General features: G+C 64.0%; 13 protein-coding genes. 3 read left to right on the top strand and 10 right to left on the bottom strand.

Annotation, left to right across the window (positions count from 1 at the left end):
• Positions 1-190 precede the first annotated feature (190 nt).
• Positions 191-1117, top strand: a complete 927-nt coding sequence (ispH, locus tag ACVILL_RS26430; RefSeq protein ID WP_456731718.1) for a 4-hydroxy-3-methylbut-2-enyl diphosphate reductase — start codon at positions 191-193, stop codon at positions 1115-1117.
• 45 nt (positions 1118-1162) lie between these two features.
• Complete coding sequence (gene hpnH, locus ACVILL_RS26425; RefSeq protein ID WP_456731717.1) at positions 1163-2332, top strand: adenosyl-hopene transferase HpnH; 1170 nt, start codon at positions 1163-1165, stop codon at positions 2330-2332.
• A 122-nt stretch (positions 2333-2454) separates the two neighbouring features.
• Here the strand turns inward: hpnH and ACVILL_RS26420 are convergent, their stop codons facing one another.
• From ACVILL_RS26420 to ACVILL_RS26395, 6 genes are all read right to left on the bottom strand, one after another.
• Positions 2455-3213, bottom strand: a complete 759-nt coding sequence (locus ACVILL_RS26420; protein WP_456731716.1) for a phosphorylase — start codon at positions 3211-3213, stop codon at positions 2455-2457.
• Positions 3210-5171 (bottom strand): squalene--hopene cyclase, encoded by a 1962-nt coding sequence (gene shc / locus ACVILL_RS26415; RefSeq protein ID WP_456731715.1) that lies wholly within the window; start codon positions 5169-5171, stop codon positions 3210-3212. The genes ACVILL_RS26420 and shc overlap by 4 nt, the downstream gene beginning before the upstream one ends.
• 67 nt (positions 5172-5238) lie before the next feature.
• Positions 5239-6489, bottom strand: a complete 1251-nt coding sequence (hpnE, locus tag ACVILL_RS26410) for a hydroxysqualene dehydroxylase HpnE (protein ID WP_456731714.1) — start codon at positions 6487-6489, stop codon at positions 5239-5241.
• Entirely contained in the window at positions 6489-7325 is an 837-nt protein-coding gene (gene hpnD / locus ACVILL_RS26405; protein ID WP_456731713.1) for a presqualene diphosphate synthase HpnD, read from the bottom strand. Before hpnD ends, hpnE begins: the two co-directional genes overlap by 1 nt.
• A complete protein-coding gene (hpnC, locus tag ACVILL_RS26400) occupies positions 7322-8200 on the bottom strand; it encodes a squalene synthase HpnC (protein WP_456731712.1) in 879 nt (292 codons plus the stop codon). The genes hpnD and hpnC overlap by 4 nt, the downstream gene beginning before the upstream one ends.
• 196 nt (positions 8201-8396) lie before the next feature.
• Positions 8397-8630, bottom strand: coding sequence for a hypothetical protein (locus tag ACVILL_RS26395; RefSeq protein ID WP_456731711.1), 234 nt, complete (start codon positions 8628-8630; stop codon positions 8397-8399).
• A gap of 412 nt (positions 8631-9042) precedes the next feature.
• Between ACVILL_RS26395 and ACVILL_RS26390 the strand changes: the two genes are divergently transcribed.
• Positions 9043-9546, top strand: a complete 504-nt coding sequence (locus tag ACVILL_RS26390) for a hypothetical protein (protein ID WP_456731710.1) — start codon at positions 9043-9045, stop codon at positions 9544-9546.
• A 79-nt stretch (positions 9547-9625) separates the two neighbouring features.
• On the opposite strand, the gene ACVILL_RS26385 is transcribed toward ACVILL_RS26390, so the two are convergent.
• The 4 genes from ACVILL_RS26385 to ACVILL_RS26370 form a co-directional block, all read right to left on the bottom strand.
• Positions 9626-12010, bottom strand: a complete 2385-nt coding sequence (locus ACVILL_RS26385) for an efflux RND transporter permease subunit (RefSeq protein WP_456731709.1) — start codon at positions 12008-12010, stop codon at positions 9626-9628.
• Between the two features lie 296 nt (positions 12011-12306).
• Positions 12307-13101 (bottom strand): ethanolamine ammonia-lyase subunit EutC, encoded by a 795-nt coding sequence (eutC, locus tag ACVILL_RS26380; RefSeq protein ID WP_456731708.1) that lies wholly within the window; start codon positions 13099-13101, stop codon positions 12307-12309.
• A 4-nt stretch (positions 13102-13105) separates the two neighbouring features.
• Positions 13106-14692 carry a B12-binding domain-containing radical SAM protein gene (locus tag ACVILL_RS26375; protein WP_456731707.1) on the bottom strand — a complete coding sequence of 529 codons (1587 nt, stop codon included), beginning with the start codon at positions 14690-14692 and terminating at the stop codon, positions 13106-13108.
• 128 nt (positions 14693-14820) lie between these two features.
• Positions 14821-16203 carry an ethanolamine ammonia-lyase subunit EutB gene (locus tag ACVILL_RS26370; RefSeq protein ID WP_456731706.1) on the bottom strand — a complete coding sequence of 461 codons (1383 nt, stop codon included), beginning with the start codon at positions 16201-16203 and terminating at the stop codon, positions 14821-14823.
• Positions 16204-16446: the final 243 nt, after the last annotated feature.

Here is a 16446-nt window from a genome sequence, read left to right as displayed (position 1 = left end):
TGTCGAGGCGCTACCTTTTTGACACAAAACCCTGTATTTCCATGCCTTTGAGGGCGCGGATCACGTGCATGACCAGAGATGGTGCGGACATTGCAGCTAACGTTGCGGTGCCCGGCCGGGCGAGCTGCGTTGCCGAAAAGGCCGCAGGGCATTGAATGAGATTGGTGCAAATTTGCGTAACGAACGTCCTATGGAAGTGTTTCTGGCTCAGCCGCGCGGCTTTTGCGCGGGCGTTGTTCGCGCGATCGAGATCGTCGAACGCGCGTTGGCGAAGTACGGTCCGCCGGTCTACGTCCGCCACGAGATCGTTCACAACAAATACGTGGTCGAAAGCCTGAAGAAGAAGGGCGCGATCTTCGTGGAGGACCTGTCGGAAGTGCCGGCCAAGGCGGTGACCGTGTTCAGTGCCCATGGCGTGGCCAGGAGCGTCGAGGAGGAGGCAGAAGCCCGCGACCTGCCCGTGCTCAATGCCACGTGCCCGCTCGTCACGAAGGTCCACAACCAGGGCAAACGCTATATCGCGAAGGGCCGCGCCCTGATCCTGATCGGGCATGCCGGCCATCCCGAGGTCGAGGGAACCATGGGCCAGGTTCCGGGGCCGGTCCTGCTGGTCCAGAGCGTCCAGGACGTGGCGGAATTGCAGCTGCCGACCGACGCTCCGGTCGCCTATATCACCCAGACAACGTTGTCCGTGGACGACACCAAGGACATAATCGCGGCTCTTCAAGCCAAATTTACAGATATTCAAGGCCCGAACATCAGGGATATCTGCTATGCGACACAGAACCGCCAATCTGCGGTAAGGGACCTAAGTAAGCTGGTGGACGTCATTTTGGTGGTGGGGGCCGCCAATAGTTCCAACTCGAACAGGCTTCGTGAAATCGGCACCGAGGTCGGCGTCGCGAGTTATCTCATTGCCGATGGGAGCGAGCTCAATCCGGACTGGCTGAAGGATGCGAAGGCCGTCGGCATCACGGCGGGCGCCTCGGCGCCTGAAGTCCTGGTCGACGATGTCATCGAGGCCCTGCGGCGCATCGGACCAGTGTCGGTCTCGGTCGTTCCGGGCCGAGAAGAGAATATCGAATTCCGACTGCCAGCCGAACTGACTGCGGGCTGATCTGAACCCACTTCCCTTTGATAAGTGCAGAAAGAAAATCGTCTAATGGCTATACCGTTCTTCAAGGAAATGCGTATCGGCGGTTATCTGATCAAGCAGAAACTGCTTGGCCGCAAACGCTATCCGCTCGTGCTGATGCTCGAACCCTTGTTCCGCTGCAACCTCGCCTGCGTCGGCTGCGGCAAGATCGATTATCCGGACGCGATCCTCAACCGCCGCATGACCGCACAGGAGTGCTGGGACGCGGCCGACGAGTGCGGCGCGCCGATGGTGGCGATTCCCGGCGGCGAGCCGCTGATCCACAAGGAGATCGGCGAGATCGTGCGCGGCCTCGTGGCGCGCAAGAAGTTCGTCTCGCTGTGCACCAACGCGCTGCTGCTCGAGAAGAAGCTCGATCTGTTCGAGCCCTCGCCGTACCTGTTCTTCTCGGTGCATCTCGACGGCCTGAAGGACCATCACGACAAGGCGGTGTCGCAGAAGGGCGTGTTCGATCGCGCCGTCTCGGCGATCAAGGCCGCCAAGGCCCGCGGCTTCACCGTCAACGTCAACGCCACGATCTTCGACGGCCATCCGGCCGAGGAGATCGCCAAGTTCCTCGACTTCACCACCGAGCTCGGCGTCGGCGTCTCGATGTCGCCGGGTTATGCCTATGAGCGTGCGCCCGACCAGGAGCACTTCCTCAACCGCACCAAGACCAAGAAGCTGTTCCGCGACGTCTTCGCCCTCGGCAAGGGCAAGAAGTGGAATTTCATGCATTCCGGCCTGTTCCTCGACTTCCTCGCCGGCAACCAGGAATACGAGTGCACGCCGTGGGGCATGCCGGCGCGCAACATCTTCGGCTGGCAGAAGCCCTGCTATCTGCTCGGTGAAGGCTACGCCAAGACCTTCAAGGAGCTGATGGACACCACCGACTGGGACACCTACGGCACGGGCAAGTACGAGAAGTGCGCCGACTGTATGGCCCATTGCGGCTACGAGCCGACCGCGGCGACCGCTGCGATCAACAATCCGCTGAAGGCGATGTGGGTCGCGCTGCGCGGCATCAAGACCTCGGGCCCGATGGCGCCCGAGATCGACATGTCGAAGCAGCGTCCGGCGCAGTACATCTTCGCCGAGCAGGTGCAGAAGAAGCTCTCGGAGATCCGCCGGGACGAGGCTGCGGCCGCCCAGCAGAAGGCTGCCGCTGCGGCCCAGAAGGCTTCCACGGCCGCGTAAGCCGCCCCGTCCAGGCACCAAACGCAAAGGCCCGATCGCGATGCGATCGGGCCTTTGTTTTTGAACTTGATCGTCTCGAGCTTGATGCGGCGAGGAACCGCGTCCCGGGCCCCGCCGTCGGATCAGGCCGCCTTGGCCGTAACCAGGACGTCGTCCACAGGCATCAGCACATCGTTGCCGAGCAGGAAACCGCGGCAGCTGCGCAGCGAGCGCAGCGCACGGTTGAAGTCGATCCCGGTCGACACCAGCGCCCGCAGCGTCCGTGGGTTGCGCGCGATGCCGCGCAGCACCTTGCGCAGGTCGATGTCGCCGTTCGGCTTCACCGCCGATTTCGCGAGTTCCGGCAGCGCCCGGTGCGCGGGATCGCTGATCACGCGCAGCGCGGCGAACGGAATGCCTGCTTTGGCGGCATAGGCTGCCGCGATATGGCTCTCCATGTCGACTGCGGCTGCGCCCGTCAGCGAGCGCAGCGCGGCCTTGCAGGCCTTCGCCGCGATCACCTCTTCCACGCCGGCAAGTCTGCCGCGGACGATCCTGCGCCGCTTCAGCGCGGCGCTGGCGATCATCTGCTCGTTCAAGGCGGATGCCGCCAGGAACCGCGTATCGCCGGACATCACCTCGGTCGCGACCACGACGTCGCCCGATTTGAGCGACGGGTCGAGCCCACCGGCCACACCGAACGAAATCACGCCGCGGAATGTCGTCGGATCCAGCGTCGCCAGCAGCGCACGCAGCTGCTGCGGATCGCTCGAACTGCAGATCACGATCATGCCGGGACCTGCCGCGATGCGGGCCTCCTGCACCAATCCAGTCACAATCAATACCGGCCGAGGATCAATTCTACTGCCCACGGTCTCGGCGGCCCCCGCCTCAACAATCACATCCCGACCCCTACCACCCTGCTATTGGTGCTTTTTAAATTCCGGTACCGCGCCAGCGCCCAGAGCGGAAAGAACTTCGAGTAGCCATGATATCGCAAGTAAAATACCCGCGGAAACCCCGTAGCGGTGTATCGCTGCTCGTCCCACAGTCCTTTTTCCGTCTGTGTTGCCTTTAGGTACTCCACCCCCCGCACAACAGCAGGGTTTTCGACCTCACCGGCCGCCATCAATCCAAGCAAAGCCCATGCCGTTTGCGAGGAGGTCGACGGCGCAACCTCATAACCCCTGTAATCCAGCCGGTAACTGACGGCGTCCTCGCCCCAGCCGCCGTCCTGATTCTGGACCGACGCCAGCCAGTCGACCGCCTTCCGAATCATCGGGTCGTTGCGGTCGACCCCTGCGACATTCAGCGCACAGAGCACCGACCAGGTACCGTAGACGTAATTCAGGCCCCAGCGGCCGTACCAGGAGCCGTCGGGCAGCTGGGTGCGGCGCAGATAGGCGAGGCCGTCGGCCATCACCTTGCTGCTCTCGGGGGTCGCGCCGAGCTGGCCCAGCATCGAGATACAGCGCGCGGTGACGTCCTCGGTCGGCGGATCGAGCAAGGCGCCGTGGTCGGAGAACGGGATGTTGTTGAGGTAGTATTCGAGGTTGTTGACGTCGAACGCGGCCCAGCCGCCGTCGCGGCTCTGCAGCCCCTCGATCCACTCGCGGCCGCGCGCGATCGCGTCGTCATATTCCCGGGTCCCGGTGTGGCGCCGCGCGCGATCCATCGCCATCACGACAACGGCGGTGTCGTCGAGATCGGGATAGTGATCGTTGTTGTACTGGAACGCCCAGCCGCCGGGCCGCACGCCGGGCGCCTTGACCGCCCAGTCGCCCTTCAACTCCAGCACCTGGCGCGGCTTCAGCCAGTCGAGAGCCTGTTTGGCGTTGGCGAACGTATCGTCGCCGCCGGCTTCCTGCAGCGCATGGCACGTCAGCGCGGTGTCCCACACCGGCGAGACGCAGGGCTGGCAATAGGCCTCGTCGTCGCCGATCACGAGCAGCTTGTCGATGCCGCGGCGGGTGATCGCGCGCGGCGGGAAGCTCTCGTCCTTGCCGAGCGCCTCATACATCATGACGATGTTGGCCATCGGCGGATAGATCGCGCCCATGCCGTCCTCGCCGTTGAGCCGCTCCTCGGTGAAGGCGAGCGCGGCGTCGATCGCGCGCTGGCGCAGGCTCTTCGGAAACATCGGCTCGATCGCGCGCAGCACGGCGTCGAGCGAGCGGAACAGATAGAACCAGCCCGCGCTCTGATGCGGGGCCTTCGGCGCCATGCGGACCGATTTCGGATCTTCCAGGAACAACTCGTCGATGCCGACGCCCTTCGGATTCTTCGCACGCGGCTTCAGCGCGGCAAGCACCATCAGCGGCACCATCGTGGTGCGCGCCCAGTACGAGATCTTGTTGATGTGGAACGGCGACCACATCGGCAGCAGCATGATCTCGATCGGCAGCACCGGCGTTGCGCGCCAGGTCACGACGCCATAGAGCGCGAGCAGGAAGCGCGTGAACACGTTGCTGCCCGAAGCGCCGCCGCGCGAACGGATCGCCTCGCGCGCCCGCACCATATGCGGCGCGTCGACGGAATCGCCGATCATCTTCAGCGCGAAGTACGACTTCACGCTGGCGCTCATGTCGAACGGGCCGTCATGCACCAGCGGCCAGCCGCCATGCGCGCCCTGAACGCGGCGCAGATAGTTGCCGATCTTGGCCTCGAGCCCGGTGTCGACGGGCTCGGCGAGATAATGGCGCAGCAGGATGTATTCGGCCGGAATGGTGCTGTCGGCCTCGAGCTCGAACACCCAGTGCCCGTCGGACTGGCGATAGCCGAGCAGCGCTTCGGTTGCCTTGGAGATGCTCTTCTCCAGCGCGACCGTATCGACTGCAACGCCGTGATCTCTCGAAAGCATTTCCCTCGATATCCTCTTCATCGCGGGGCCGGCTGATCGAAAGCCGTGCCCACTCAACAGGTCGAATCTAGCGCGTGGCCAGAACCAGATCTGCGGCGCGATCACCCGACCGCACCGATCCCTCGATGGTTGCTGGCAACCCGGTAGCAGTCCAGTCGCCGGCAAGGAACAGGTTTTTTTGCGCCGTTGCGGCACCCGGACGCAGGGCGTTCTGCTCCGGCGTCGCCTCAAATGTGGCACGGCGCTCACGCACGATCTGCCAGGGCGGCAGGTCGCCGGACACGCCGGATGCCTTGCAGATGTCCCGCCAGATCGCCTGCGCGAGCTCCTCGCGCGGCATGTCGACCAGCCGGTCGCCGTTGCTGATCGTCACGGACAGCCGCTGCGGGAACGCGAACAGCCACTCCACGAGGCCGCCGACCACGCCGAGAATGGGCGCCGCGTCGCGCGGCGGATCGACGCGGAAATGCGCGTTCACGATGGCGCGGAATTTGGTCGGCGTTTTCAGCCCCGGCAGCAGCGATGCCGCGGCGCGCGGCGGCACCGCGAGCACGACGGCATCGTCGGCCGCCAGCGCGATCTTGTCGCCATTGCCAAAGTCGAGCTCGCTGACGCGGTCACCCGACATGCCAAGCGTACGCAATTCGTGACTGAACTGGACGCTGTGGCCCCGCTCCTGCAGCAGCTTCACGGCCGGCTCGATCAGAACCGAGCTCAGGCCGTCGCGCGCGATCAACGGACGGCAGGCCTGCCCGCCCGCGAGCAGTGTCTCGCGCACGATGGCGCCGGCGAGCCCTGCCGAGCCCTCCGGCGGATCGACGTTCAGTGCCGCGAGCAGCAGCGGCTGCACCAGGCGGTCATACAGCGTGCCCTTGCAGGGAATGGTGTTGCCGACCAGCGCCTCGGTGCCGGCCCAGGCCAGCGGCGCCAATGCGAGATAGTCGCGCAAGGTCGTGTCCGGGACGCGCCGCGCCTCGTCGAACACCCACAGCGGCAGGCGGGAATCGCCGAGGTCGAGCTGCCAGCGCTGGCCAGAGGCAAGATCGACGAACGGAAACTGTGCGCGCGCGGGCCCCACGAGGCCGGCCCCGGTGCCGATCGAGCGCGCGTAGCTCAGCGCATGACGGTTGCCCGACAGCAGGAGATGGTTGCCATTGTCGATGGTGAGGTTGGTGGCGGCGTCGAAATAGGAGCGGCAGCGGCCGCCGGCCTGTTGCGTCGCCTCGTGGACGGCCACCTTGTAGCCGCCATTGGCGAGCCGCACGGCCGCGGAGAGGCCGGAAATACCGGCACCGATGATATGAACGGTCTTTTGCATCAGATGATCGCGTAACGAAGAAGAATGCCGATCTTGGCCGCCTTGGACACACGCACCGGCTCACGCGGAGCCGTGAAGCCGCGCGCGATCAACAGATCGAGGATCGCACGGTAGTATTTCGACATGATGCGCGGCGCGCGCACGGCGCGGCGCGAATTGCGCTTCATGATCTCGTCGGACTTCTGGAAATGCATCTTGGCGCGCTCGGCAAGCGGCGCGCACACCTTCGGCAACGCGCGGTCGGCGGTGACTCGGGCCGGGTCGTTGTTGGTGATGCCGGCGTGCCAGAGCCATTCGCGCGGCAGATAGAGACGGCCGAGACCGGCATCCTCGTCGATGTCGCGCAGGATGTTGGTGAGCTGCAGCGCGCGGCCGAGGTGATGCGCGAGCTGGATGCCATCCTCCTCGGGCAGGCCGAACACCCGCACCGACAGCCGGCCGACCGCGCTCGCGACACGATCGCAATACAAATCGAGCGTGGCGAGATCCGGCGCGCGGATGTCCTGCGGCACGTCCATCTCCATGCCGTCTACGATCGCTACGAAATCTTCGCGTTTCAAGCCGAAGGTCTTCACCGACCCGACATAGTCCTTCAGGCGCTCCGGCGGATGCCCCGCATAGAGCGCGTCGATATCGTCGCGCCACTGCTGCAGCGCAGCCAGCCGCTCCGGCCGCGGGCCGTCGGAATCCGCGATGTCGTCGACCTGGCGGCAGAAGCTGTAGATCTGGAACATCGCCTCGCGCTGCGCGCGCGGCAGGATGCGCATCGCGGCATAGAACGAGCTGCCCGACGCGGTGCTGTCGTAATTTGCGTTGGCCGCCGCCTCGACGCTCATGCGCCCGCCGCCGTCTTGGAGACCGCACGCCGACCGGTCGCGCGCTGCGCGGTCTCGCCGGCGACGCCGCCAAGGCTCTGCAGCAGCAGTTCGACCTTGCTCAGATGCACGCGCTCGCTGAGCGGATCGCGCACCTTCAGCATGTTGACGATCTTGTCGGCGAAAGCCTGGATCACGGAGATCTCGAGCCCCAGCCTGAAGTCCCTGACCTCGGCGGCGAGCGACTTGCTCTGGTCGAGCAGCGCCTCGGTGCGCACCGCGAGCGCCTGCAGGCACTTCAGCAGGGCCGGCTGCGACTTCGCCTCGCCGAGCATCTCGACGGTTGCGCCGGCGGCGGCCAGAGCATCGCGCGGCAGGTAGACGCGGTTCAGGTTCCGGTAGTCCTTGCCGCAGTCCTGAAGATGATTGTTGATCTGCAGGCCGGCGCAGAGCGCATCCGACGCCGCCCAGGTCGAGGTGGCCTCGCCATGGACGTCGAGCATGAACCGCCCGACCGGCATCGCCGAGTAGCGGCAGTAGTCGATCACGTCATCCCAGGTTTCGTAGCGCAGCTTGGTGACGTCGAGTCGGAACGCCACCAGCACGTCGAGCGCGTGCCGCGGCGGCATGCCGCGCTCGGCGAGAGCCCGGCGCAGATTGACCGCTTCCTTCTGGGTCTCGCCATTGCCGAGCAGTTCGGCCTCCATGAGGTCGAGATAGCGCAGCTTCTCCTCAGCCGGCAGCGTAGCGTGATCGGCGATATCGTCGGCCGTGCGGACGAAATTGTAGAAGGCCAGGATCAGGGCACGATGCCGCGGATGAATGATCCACGACGCGACCGGAAAATTCTCGTCGCGGTGGGTCTTTCCGGATCGCAGGTCGCTCGCGGTGGTCATGGGAAATTTGGGCTACACTGGTCATGGCACGACGCAGGCGCGAAACGGTCAGGCGCATGCGGGGATTTGCGAGCCCCATATAGGGGAATATGCCACCAAAACCAATGCTATCTGTGACCGCCAGCATATGTGGCCGCGGCCGGCATGGCTGCCAGCCGCGGTGTTGGTAGCGGTCCCTTGAGACCTGAATCCGGTCTTACTGGCCGTGGTTCTTCAAGACCGCGTCGCAGGCGGCGCTGATCTTGCTGCGGTTCTGCTGCAGGCAGGCGAGAATGGTGAAATCGCCCTGATCGATCACGGCACGGCAGTGACGCTGCACGTCGCGGGTGCAGGCCTTCTGCTCGTCGGGTGTGCCGCGACCCTGCTGGGCAAAGGCGCTGGACGAGAGCGGGATCGACAACAGGGCAAGAGCCAGGAGAAATTTACGCATCGTATTCCTTCATTTCCGACAGCAGAAAATCTGTTCCCGAAAAGCGCTTCGGCATTGGCCGGGACGGATTTTTAGGGATTGCAGACGCCGCATAACGCGGCAACGGATCGACGACAAGCACCGCTAAATGCGGCTAAATTTGCGGCGCTGTAAACCCCCATATAAGCCATTGATTTACAAAAGCGATTTACGCCATCACTTTGTCGCGTTTGGGTATTGCGGACAGTGCTTGCGCAAAGCTACATGCAACGCCGGGGGCTGGCGGTTTGCGATTCTGTTCGATGACAACATTAGGCGTCGCGAGCGCTCCTTCTGTCGTTTGAACCTAACAATCTTCGGTGACACTAAACCTTCGATGCGGCGAGACGCTTTTCTTGCGAAGGAAGCGTTGATTTTGATGGGAAAATTCACAATGAAACTGTTTGGTTCCAGCCTTTGTGGTCAGGCCCTCAGGGCTGTGGGCGTCGGCGCCGCGCTGATGCTGTCGGCCTCCGCGGTCCATGCGCAAGCCAGCGGGCCCTTTGCCGGGTTTGCCGGCTCGTGGACCGGAACGGGCACGGTGGCGTTGTCCAACGGCACCACGGAACGGATTCGTTGCAAGGCCGATTACAAGGTCGCGCCGTCGGGCATGAGCCTGAAGCAATCCCTGCATTGCGCCAGCGACAGCTACAAGTTCGATCTATCGAGCGACGTCACCAGCCAGGGCGACCGGATCTCCGGCAACTGGAGCGAGGCGAGCCGCAACATCTTCGGCAATTTGCAGGGCACCGCGGGCGGCGGACGGATCGACGTGTTCGTCGAGGCCTCCGGCTTCGCAGCGAACCTCAACCTGCAGACCAACGGCTCCAAGCAGGTCGTGCAGATCGACTCCAAGGGCGAGATCCGCGGCGTCACGATCACGATGACGAAGACCTGACGCTCCCGATCGTTTTCGCCGGCCAATAGAAAAGGCCCGGTTCCGAAGCTTCGGAACCGGGCCTTTTGTTATCGATCGATCAGGCCTTCTCGATCGGCGCCGGTTGACCGCCCTTGCCGCGGAGCCTTTGCGACAGATTGATCAGGAACATCGAGGTCGGCCGCAGGATGAAGAGGTCCGCGACCAGGGCTGCGACCATCGAGAACGCGCTGAGCCAGCCGAACAGCCGCAGCGACGGCAGGTCGGAGAACACGGTGACGACCAGGCCGCAGGCCAGCACCACCGTGGTCAGGATCAGCGCCGGACCGACCAGGACGGTGGCGCGCTCGACCGCGAGCTCCGGCGTGACACCCGGCTTGGTCTCCAGCCGCAGTCGGTTGAGGAAGTGGATAGTGGCCGAGAGACCGAGGCCGAACGAGACGGTCAGTGCCACCACGCTGGCGAATTGCAGTCCCTCCCCGAGCAGCCACAGCACGGTGCCTGACAGCACCACGGGGAAGATGCCGGGCAGGATGCAGGAGAACATCACCACGACGGAGCGGAACGCGAGCCCGATGAAGATCGCGACCAGCAGGAACTCGATGGTGAGGCCGTGGTTGAGCTTCTCGATCATGTTCGCGCTGTTGCGCGCGGCAATCACCGACAGGCCGGTCACCGCGATTTCGTAACCGGGATGCTCGGCCCGCACCTTGTCCAGCGAGTGATCAAGCTTGTTCACGACCGGAAGCAACTGGCTCGAATCCAGATCCGGGACGCGGCCCGACACCACGACGGCATCCTGATTCTTGTCGATGAAGCGACGCACCAGATGCTCGGGGATCAGGTCGACATATTCCTTCAGCGTCGCGACATCATTGCTGCCGGCCTTTTCGGCGAGCCAGCGCCGCAAGGTCTCCAGCGACCAGACGTTGCCGACGCCGGCGGACTCCTCGACCATCGCATGCACGTCGGCGATCGTTTTCAACGTCTCCGGCGAGTACAGCGATTGCCCCTTGGGGAATTCGATCAGCACATCGACCGGATTGGCGCCGGTCAGTTTGGCGTCGAGCCGATTCGACGCCGCCACCGCCTGCCGCTTGTCCGGCACCTGGTCGGCCAGCCGGTAACGGGGCTCGAGATTGGCGTAGATGATGCCGAGGCCGCCGACCACGATCAGCGCAAGCAGGCTGAACAGGCCCGGACGGCCAACCATGCGCACCGCGATCCAGTAGCAGAAATTGCGCAGCGCCTGCACGCCGGCATCGGCGCTCTGGAACTTGACCGCAAAGATCTTCTCGTTGCGCACGAACAGGACACCGAACACCGGCACCAGCGAGAGCACCGCGACCAGCGCGATGATGGTCGCCGCAAGCCCGGCCTCGCCGAACTTGCGGATCAGGTCGGAATCCGAGAATTGCAAGGCAATGAAGGAAATGCCGGCCGTGCCGTGGGTCAGCACGCAGGCCGGGCCGACCACCAGCACCGCGTTCTTGAACGCGGTGAACTTGTCCTGGCCCGCGATCAGCCGGTCGCGCGCCGCGAATGTCAGCTGCATCGAGTCGGAGAAGCTGATCACCATGATGAGCGGCGTCATCACGTTGAGGAACATGTTGAGATTGAAATTGGCCCAGCCGAGGCCGCCGAGCGCCAGCAGGATCGCGATCATCGGCGGGAACGCCGCCGCCACCATGAAGGAAATCTTGCGGAAGAAGATGATGGCGATGACGCAGCCGGCAAGAATGCCGAGGATGTTGTAGGTCAATCCGTCACGCTCGACCGCGTTGCGGATCTCGAGCTGCATGACCGGCACGCCGGACAGTTGGGCATTGAGCCCGCTGCCGCCGAGATCGTCGGCCATGATCTTCCTGATGTCGCCGATCACCTTGCCGAGCTTGTTGCTGCCGACCACCTCGGGTTCGAGCGACAGCACGATCAGCGCAAGGGTGCCGTCCTCCGACAACAACTTGCCGCGGATGATCTCGTTGCTTTTGACGGTCTCGACGAACTTGTCGTAGGCCGCGCCCTCCGGAAGCTCGTTCGGGAACAGCGCCGCCGGCAGCTTGCCGCGCTCCGGCGCCTGGCGCGCCGAGAACAGCGAGACCAGGCCGCGCACGCCCTCGACCAGCTGCAGGTCAGTGACCATGTCACGGAGCTTGCCGAGATTATCGCGCTCAAGCAGCGTCTTGCCTTCGACCACGACGAGGACGTCGAACTCGGTCGCCGGGAAGCGCTTGGTCACCGCCTCGTACTGCTTGTAGTCCTTGGAGTTGGAGCGGAACAGCTGCGACAGCGAATCGTCGATCTTGATCCGGTGCACACCGAACACGGCGCCGATCAGCAACAGGACGAGGACGATGCAGGACAGGATCGGTGCCCGCATCGGGATCAGGCCGAGCCGCTCGATTCCGAACGCGATGCTGGGACCCGACCGCGGCTCTTCGACCTTCTCGACGTGGACCTGACTTTCGGAATTCTTTTCGAGCATGCCCTGTCCAGTTCTGAAAACGGCTCAATCTGTCTAGCTTGGGTCTAAAGCGCGATGAGATCGGGTTGAATCATCGCGCTTTTAGCGTCTTGTTTGCGCATGATCTTTTCGGAAAACCGCTTCGCATTTTTCCGGATCATGCTCTAGGGGCGCGAATGAGGCGGGTGAGCGCAACCGATCGGCGCTAGTCCTTGAAAACACGCGAATATTGACCGGCGCCGGTTTTACCTGCCCGCCCCCTTGCTCGCAAGCGCGAGGGTCGGATGAAATCGGCGGGGAACCGCCGATCATCGCCATTAAGTAGCTGATTTGTCACACCCCGGTAGCGCATTCTGTGACGATCCACCGCCGCTTTCACCCTTCAACGCGACCCCTGTGATCTGGCGTGCCAGGCCCTCACGCACAAGCCACGAAATCCTGAACGCGGCTTCCGCATGGCTCAGCCCGGCGCGGTGGACGTTGGAGACGCAGTTGCGGTCGGCATCGGTGAGACCGATCCGCGGCGCGAAGGTGAGATAGGCGCCAAGGCTGTCGGGCGCGGAGAGGCCGGGCCGCTCGCCGATCAGCATCACCAGCATGCGCGCGCCGATGATAGCGCCGATCTCGTCACCGAGCGCGACCCGCGCGCCCGACGCTGTGATCACCGGGCGGGCGTCGATCCCGTCGGCGGTAAGATGCGGCACGAGATGCCGGATCAGTTCGACGGCATGCACATTGACCGCGGTCGGCGACAGGCCGTCACCGATCACGATCGCGCAGCGGCACGCGCTGATGCCACTCCCCTCCAGCGACCGCCGCGAGGCGGAATCCAGCATGCGCCCGAGATCGGGCCGGCGCAGATAGTCGCGCCGGCTGTGCGCCTGGCTCGACACGTCGAGCGGCGTGATGCCGAGGCCGGCAAGACCGGCCGCAATTCCGCTGACATCGAAGGCTGCGTGCACGGCATCGCGGGCACGGGCGTGGTCGAGCGTGAAGGACAGCAGCGCATCGGTCGGCAGGCTGGCTCCGGACCGGCCAAGACCGACACGCGCCGGCGTGAGGTCGCGCAAATCAGGAAGCGAGGGAGACGATGGCGCCGGCGGTGTCGTCATGCTGTTATTCGGCGGGAACGGAGGCCTCGCGCAGCCGGAGCGAGTAATTCGAGGCGTTCTGCCGGCCGCTGGAGGCCGCACGCGCGAACGTGATCAGATGATGCGCCACCAGCGTCGCCGAGATCAGCCCTTCGATGTCGCCGCGCTTGAGCCGGCCGAGTGCGAACTTCCAGAACACGCGCTTGTAGTCGCCGAGCACACCGACCTTCCAGAAGATGTTGCGCAGCATGATCAGGCCGCGCCGGATGTTGGCCCAGCTCTTCATCTCCGGACTGACCGGCACCTTGATGCGGTTGGCATAGGTGTAGTTGCATTGATGCAAATAGCGCTCGAACAGCTTCTTCGGCTCATAGGCGAGCTCCATGCACTTGCGCCAGGAACTGACCACGTCCTCATAGGGCAGCAGGAACTCGACATTGGAGTCGCGGCCGTCGTCATGGATCAGCCGCCCCGCCTTTTCGAGCCGGTCCCACAGCGGCGTCTTCGGCAGCGCCTGCAGCAGGTTGATGGTGAGCAGCGGAATCCGGGACTCCTCGACAAAGGAGATCAGCGCGTCGCCTGTCTGCGGCTTGTCGGTATCGAGCCCCATGATGATGCCCGAGACGACCTCCATGCCGAATGAATTGATGGTGCGCACGCCCTCCAGGATCGGAACCATCATGTTCTGATCCTTGTGCATGGCCTTCAGCGCGTCGGGGTCGGGCGTCTCGATGCCGACGAAGATCGTCACGAAGAAGGCTTCGCGCATCTTCTCCAGGATCTCGGGCCGCTTGGCGATATTGAGCGTCGCCTCGCAGGCGAGCCGCGTGACATAGCCGGTCCGCTTCTGCCATTCGATCAGATGCGGCAGCAATTCGCTCGCCGCCTTGCGGTTGCCGATGAAATTGTCGTCGACGAAATAGACGGTGTCGGTCGCGCCGCATGCGCGCAGCTTGTCGAGCTCGGCGATGATCTGTTCCGGCGACTTCAGGCGCGGATTGCGGCCGTAGAGCCCGGGGATGTCACAGAACTCGCACTGATAGGGGCAGCCCGAGGAAAACTGGATGCTGCCGAGGAAGTACTTCTTGGTCTCGGCGAGTTCATAGGCCGGCAGCGGGAATTCCGTCATCGGCAGGCGGTCGAGGGTCTTCAGCACCACCTGCTGGTCGGGACGGCTGGTGTCATCGGCCAGACGCCTGATCAGCTCATTGGTGGCATCGCCGAGCTCGCCGACGTGAAGGTAGTCGAATGAGGGATAGTAGTCCGGGCAGGCGCTGACCGACGGGCCGCCGATCGCGACCACAAGGTCATGGTCATGCGCGCGACGGCAGATGTCGTTCATCTGCTGGCGCTGGATGTGCATACCGCTGACGAACACGGCCTCCGCCCACTCGAAATCCTCCTCCGTCGCCGGACGCAGGTTCTCGTCGACGAAACGGACCGGCCAGTTCTCGGGAAGATATGCGGCGATCAGCAGCAGGCCCTGCGGCGGCATGAACGCCTTGACGCCGTCGGTCAGCGGATAGGAATGCTCGAAGGTCCCAAAGGACGACGTATAGCGCGGAAAGACGCAGAGGATACGCCGTGCCGTCTCTATGCCCTCAGCTCTCATCGAATGACCCCGAAGCACCCGCAAATCTAACCATGGCGTGGAACGCTGGGCCAGAATTTCTTCAACATTGTGGCACCAACTAACGTCACAACGGCGAGATAGTTGCTCTGCAGAATTTTGCCATCCCGTCAGGTCAAGAGCCTGGCAGCGAGATCGGGCAGCCCCCCGGCGTCGGCGGCAAGACGAAAATCCGGCCCGGCAAGGCCGACACGCAACAGCCAGTCGTCGAATTCGGGCGCCCGCTTCAGGCCGAACAGGTCGCGGATGTAGAGCGCATCGTGAAACGATGTCGACTGATAGTTCAGCATAACGTCATCCGCGCCCGGCACGCCCATGATGAAGTTCACGCCGGCGGCGGCAAGCAGCGTCAGGAGATTGTCCATGTCGTCCTGGTCGGCCTCGGCATGGTTGGTATAGCAGACGTCGATCCCGAGCGGCAGGCCGAGCAGCTTGCCGCAGAAATGATCCTCGAGCCCGGCACGGATGATTTCCTTGCCGTCATAGAGGTATTCGGGACCGATGAAGCCGACCACGCTGTTGACGAGCAGCGGATCGAACGCGCGCGCCACCGCATAGGCCCGCGCCTCGCAGGTCTGCTGGTCGACCCGGTGATGGGCGTTGGCCGACAGCGCCGAGCCCTGCCCGGTCTCGAAATACATCACATTGTCACCGACCGTGCCGCGGCGCAGCGACAGCCCGGCCTCGCGCGCCTCCCGCAGCAGCGAGAGGTCGACGCCGAAGCTGCGGTTGGCCGCCTCGGTGCCGGCGATCGACTGGAATACCAGATCGACCGGCACCCCCTGCCCGATCAGTCCGAGCGAGGTCGTCACATGCGTCAGCACGCAGCCCTGCGTCGGAATCTCGAGCCGCGTGATGATGTCGTCCAGGAGCCGCAGCAGGGTGGCGATGACCTTCGGATCGTCGCTCGCCGGATTGATGCCGATGCAGGCATCGCCCGAGCCGAGCAACAGACCGTCGAGGATCGAGGCGGTGATGCCCTTGGGATCGTCGAAGGGATGGTTGGGCTGTAGCCGCGTGCTCATGCGGCCGCGCAGGCCGACGGTGTTGCGGAAGCGGGTCGTCACCTCGCATTTCTTCGCGACCAAGATCAGGTCCTGGTTGCGCATCAGCTTCGACACCGCCGCCACCATCTCCGGTGTGATGCCGCGCGAGATCTTCCTGATCGTGTCACCGGTGGCGGCGTCCGACAGCAGCCAGTCGCGGAAACCGCCGACGGTGAGCGATGACACCGGCAGGAAGCCGGCAACGTCGTGGCTGTCGAGGATCAGGCGGGTGACTTCGTCGTCCTCATAGGGGATGACAGGCTCATCGAGGAATTGCTGGAGCGGAACGTTGGCCAGCGCCAGCCGCGCGGCGATCATCTCCTCGGCGCTATCGGCCGCGATGCCGGCCAGGCGATCGCCTGACCGCGGCGGCGAGGCCTTGGCGAGCAGGATGCGCAGATCGTCGAATGCGTAATTGGTGGCGTCGATGGTGTGACGATAGAGCATGGGAATTCGCGTCGAGGGCTCGGGCAGCGTAACCTAGCACCACTTTGCGAAAGTCGTGCCATCGGCTTCGCGCCGAGCGCCGGGGATGTTGATGACTAACAATGATGGCGGCTTGTCATTCGACACACTGCGGCGAGCCACCGGAACCCAACGGACCCGGAGCGCCTCATAAGGCATTGGGATTATTTAGAGATTTTAATGGTTGCGGCTGCGCAAAACGCCCGCGTTAAGAAATTGTCCATG

The sequence above is a fragment of the Bradyrhizobium sp. USDA 3364 genome (assembly GCF_054056355.1).
The sequence above is the reverse complement of the archived record's forward strand: the minus strand, read 5'-3'. Positions and strand labels throughout refer to the sequence as shown.

Bases quoted from the DNA above. Each gene is read 5' to 3' on its own strand.
- ACVILL_RS26370 (WP_456731706.1), bottom strand. From the start codon at position 16,203: ATGCTCTATCGTCACACCATCGACGCCACCAATTACGCATTCGACGAT.
- ACVILL_RS26395 (WP_456731711.1), bottom strand. From the start codon at position 8,630: ATGCGTAAATTTCTCCTGGCTCTTGCCCTGTTGTCGATCCCGCTCTCG.
- hpnE (WP_456731714.1), bottom strand. From the start codon at position 6,489: ATGCAAAAGACCGTTCATATCATCGGTGCCGGTATTTCCGGCCTCTCC.
- ispH (WP_456731718.1), top strand. From the start codon at position 191: ATGGAAGTGTTTCTGGCTCAGCCGCGCGGCTTTTGCGCGGGCGTTGTT.
- hpnD (WP_456731713.1), bottom strand. From the start codon at position 7,325: ATGAGCGTCGAGGCGGCGGCCAACGCAAATTACGACAGCACCGCGTCG.
- eutC (WP_456731708.1), bottom strand. From the start codon at position 13,101: ATGACGACACCGCCGGCGCCATCGTCTCCCTCGCTTCCTGATTTGCGC.
- ACVILL_RS26375 (WP_456731707.1), bottom strand. From the start codon at position 14,692: ATGAGAGCTGAGGGCATAGAGACGGCACGGCGTATCCTCTGCGTCTTT.
- hpnC (WP_456731712.1), bottom strand. From the start codon at position 8,200: ATGACCACCGCGAGCGACCTGCGATCCGGAAAGACCCACCGCGACGAG.
- shc (WP_456731715.1), bottom strand. From the start codon at position 5,171: ATGCTTTCGAGAGATCACGGCGTTGCAGTCGATACGGTCGCGCTGGAG.
- ACVILL_RS26385 (WP_456731709.1), bottom strand. From the start codon at position 12,010: ATGCTCGAAAAGAATTCCGAAAGTCAGGTCCACGTCGAGAAGGTCGAA.
- ACVILL_RS26390 (WP_456731710.1), top strand. From the start codon at position 9,043: ATGAAACTGTTTGGTTCCAGCCTTTGTGGTCAGGCCCTCAGGGCTGTG.
- hpnH (WP_456731717.1), top strand. From the start codon at position 1,163: ATGGCTATACCGTTCTTCAAGGAAATGCGTATCGGCGGTTATCTGATC.